This is a genomic window from Acidovorax sp. KPB24-07, assembly GCF_057543315.1.
In genome coordinates this window covers 1-3391 of the sequence record NZ_BAAJYS010000356.1, presented here as the reverse complement: position 1 = coordinate 3391, position 3391 = coordinate 1, and the positions used below count along the sequence as shown (strand labels likewise).

The 3391-nt window shown below is 68.6% G+C and carries 3 protein-coding genes; all 3 read right to left on the bottom strand.

The genetic code is table 11. The annotated features are described in order from the left end of the window. Positions 1-220 precede the first annotated feature (220 nt). Positions 221-1615, bottom strand: coding sequence for a sensor histidine kinase (locus AC27IQ_RS20860; protein WP_284408044.1), 1395 nt, complete (start codon positions 1613-1615; stop codon positions 221-223). After that, on the bottom strand, positions 1612-2325 hold the full coding sequence (locus AC27IQ_RS20855) for a response regulator transcription factor (protein WP_487090632.1): 714 nt from the start codon (positions 2323-2325) through the stop codon (positions 1612-1614). The genes AC27IQ_RS20860 and AC27IQ_RS20855 overlap by 4 nt, the downstream gene beginning before the upstream one ends. A 47-nt stretch (positions 2326-2372) precedes the next feature. Further along, on the bottom strand, positions 2373-3391 hold a 1019-nt coding region (locus AC27IQ_RS20850; RefSeq protein ID WP_487090631.1), incomplete at its 5' end, for an aspartyl/asparaginyl beta-hydroxylase domain-containing protein.

The window sequence follows — 3391 nt, the reverse complement described above, 5'->3', positions numbered from 1 at the left end:
TGCTATTGAATTTGTAGCGTAATGCCCTAGTGGAATATGCGCTGACGGCCTTTTTGATCCCAATTTCTTTGAACGCCCTGCACCGCAGTCTCTCCTGCGCCCGGCATGCGCCAGCACCGCGATCCGTGCATGCGGGCAGGCAGGCCTTCTCGCCCGCCGTCCCTTGAGGCACCCGCCGGTGGGGATGGAGGCACCCGCCGGTGAGGCCCCTGAAAGTCCCCTACCCCGGCCTGACCGGCCCCGGCTCGAAGTGGAGGATGGCCGAGGTGCCCACCGAGACCGACGACTCCAGCACCAGCCGCCAGCCGAACCGCTCGCAGATGCGCTGGGTCAGGAACAGGCCCATGCCTGCGCCCCCGGCGCGCTTGCGCGATTGCTTCAACGACTCGGTGAATCGGTGGGCGGACTGCGCCGTGTCGAAGCCGCACCCGGTGTCGCGGATGCACAGCGTGGCGCCGGTGATCGAGACATGGATCTCGCCCTCGTGCGTGTGCTCGGCGGCGTTGCGCAACAGGTTGCCCGCTGCGATGCGCACCATGGATTCGGGCGCCATCAAGGTGGTGGGCTCCAGCGCATCGAGCACATAGCGCACGGGCTTTCCGGACAGCAGATAGGCGTGGTCGCGCACCAGGTCGGGAACCAGCGCGTGCAGTAACGTGACCTGCCGGCGCTCTTCGGGGCTGGGCTCGCGCGACAGGTACAGCAGCGCCTCCATGATCTGGGTCAGGTTCTCCACCGCCTCGTCGATGCGGTGCAGGGGCCGCTGGGCGCGTTCGGGCAAGGCCTGCTGGTGCAGCACATCGGCCGCCCCGGAGATGATGGCCAGCGGCGTGCGGAATTCATGGCTGGCCTGGTCGAGCAGGCTGCGCTCGCGCTCCACCGCCAGCTCCACCCGTTCGAGGTGCGCATTGGCCTCTTGCGCAATCACGTTGAGCTCGCTCTTGCGGTAGCGCACGGGCAGGCGCTGCGAGGGTTTCAGCGGATCGAGCTCGCGCATGCGCCGCGCCAGGTCCTGCACGGGCCGGGTCAGGCTCAGTTGAAGCCACCAGATCACCGCACCGATCATCAAGAGGTTGAACAGCATGAACAGCACGCTGAGCTGAACGCTGCGGTTCTGCTCGTCCTCCAGTTCGGTCAGATCGATGGACATGATCAGCCGGCCCTGCGGCACGGCCGTGACCATGACCGTGTAGCTGCGGGCGCGGTCCGCCGCATCGCCTGCGCTGGCGAATGGCGCCTTGCGGGGCGTGAGAATCGAAACCGCGACCGCGAACGTCGAAGGATCGGCGATCTGTTCGATCTGGCCTTCGGTGTAATACCCCGGGGCCAGCGCGGCGAAGAACGCCGGCATGCCCGGCGCTGCCGTGGCGCCGCTTGGCAGCAGCCATCCCTTGACCGTGCCCTGGGTCGGCAGCGTGTCGCTCAGATCGGGCCGGGACGACTGCAGGACGCTGCGCGTGCCCGACTCCAGCAGGTGGTGCCAGATGGGGTGCTCGACCAGGCCCTGGCTCAGCTTGCCCTGCACCAGCAGCGCCAGGGCGAGCATGGCGCCGAACATCAGCAAGGTGGCGTTGATCAGCCACTGCAGGCTCTGCACGCGCCATGGCCACTTCACGCCGAAGCCCCGCCCAGCCGGTAGCCGGCCCCGGTGACGGTGTGCAGCAGCCGGGCTTCGCCGGGCTGGTCGATCTCGCGCCGCAGCAGGTGCATCCTGGATCGCAGCAGGTCTGCGTCGGGAACGTCCTGGCCCCAGATCAGGCGCTCCAGCCGGTCGCGGCGCACGGTGCCCGGCGATTCGCGCATCAGCAGCTCCAGGATGTTTCGGGACGTGCCCGACAGCGCGACGGTGCGCGTGCCCCGCGTCACTTCCAGCGTGTCCAGGTGGTAGGCCAGATCGCCCACGCGCAAGGTGCGCCCGGCCGCCGCCCGGGCCTGGGCACGGCTGACCATCACCCGCAGGCGGATCTCCAGCTCGGGCAGGGCCACCGGCTTGACCAGGTAGTCGTCCGCCCCGTTCTCGAAGCCCAGCAGCTTGCCTTCCAGCTGGTCCTTGGCGGTGAGCATGATGATGGGGGTCACGCAGGCATGCTCCTGCCGCAGCTTGCACAGAACGCTCATGCCGTCCATCCGGGGCAGCATCCAATCCAGGACGATCGCGTCGTACCGGTGGCGGATGGCCAGATCCAGGCCCGAGTTGCCATCGGGCGCCGCATCCGGCACGTGCCCGCAAGCCTCCAGGTAGTCGAAGATGTTCGCGGCCAGCGCGCGGTTGTCCTCGATGATGAGGACTTGCAGGGGGACGGGATGGGCGAGGCTGGCGTTCACTGGACAGGCAGTTTCACAGCAAGGGGATGGAAGGCCGCGGCGGTCAGTCACGCCGGCAGAAGCCACTGCACCGACACCAGGGCGCCGGCGGCGATGCCGAAGACCGCACCCAGCAAAGCCAGGTTGATGCCCCACTTGAGGGCATTGTAGAGAGGGCGATTGCGCTCGCGCAGCTGCTTTCCGCGGGCGCGCACGGGGGCGAGCGCGGCGAACAAGGCACTGGCGAGGCCGCGCCGGTCGCGGGCATCGTTGGGCGTCTGGACCGCGCGGGCCAGCAGCGAATACGCCGCATTGAAAACGCGCCCGGGCAGCGCCATCGGCCTGCGCACGTCGCACATCAGGATGAGCCGCGGCGCGTCGGTGTCGTTGGCCACGAAGTGCAGGTAGGTCTCATCGAACACGAAGGCCTCGCCATCGCGCCAGGCCCGCTCGATGCCATCGACGTTGATGAAACACTGCGCCGCATTGGGCGTTGCGAGCCCCAGGTGGTATCGCAGCGAGCAGCCCAGCGGATCGGCGTGGGGCGTGAGCCCAGAGCGCGGGGGCAGCACGGCGAACATGGCCGCCCGGATGTCGGGAAACCGCGAGAGGATCTCCAGGGTTCGGGGGCAACTGGCGCTCGCCGATGGGTAGGTGTAGCCATACCAGTGCAGGTAATAGCGGCTCCAGCCGTATTTGTAGAAGGTGCGAAAGCCCACATCGAACGACGCGGGCGAGCCCTGGCGCCGCGCCTCGTCGAATCCCCCGTGCGCCTGCATGGCCAGGGCTTCATCGCGCAGGGTTTCCCAGTGCTGCGCCAACTGGGCAAGCGGGGCGCAGCGATCGACCGGCACGAACGGGCCACGGGCCCAGCGCCGGGTGAAGAGATACAGCACGGCATTGGGCAGCGCGAACACCGGCCAGCTCTTGCGCCAATACTGCTGCACGCTGGCGTACCGCGCCCGGCCCCGGAACCGGTACACATAGGCCATGGCCACCAGCCAGGCCCCGGCAAGGCCCGCCAGCACGGCGGCGATCACAGCGCCGCTCCGGTTGCGCCGTCGGCGCTGGCCGCTGCCCCCGGCCA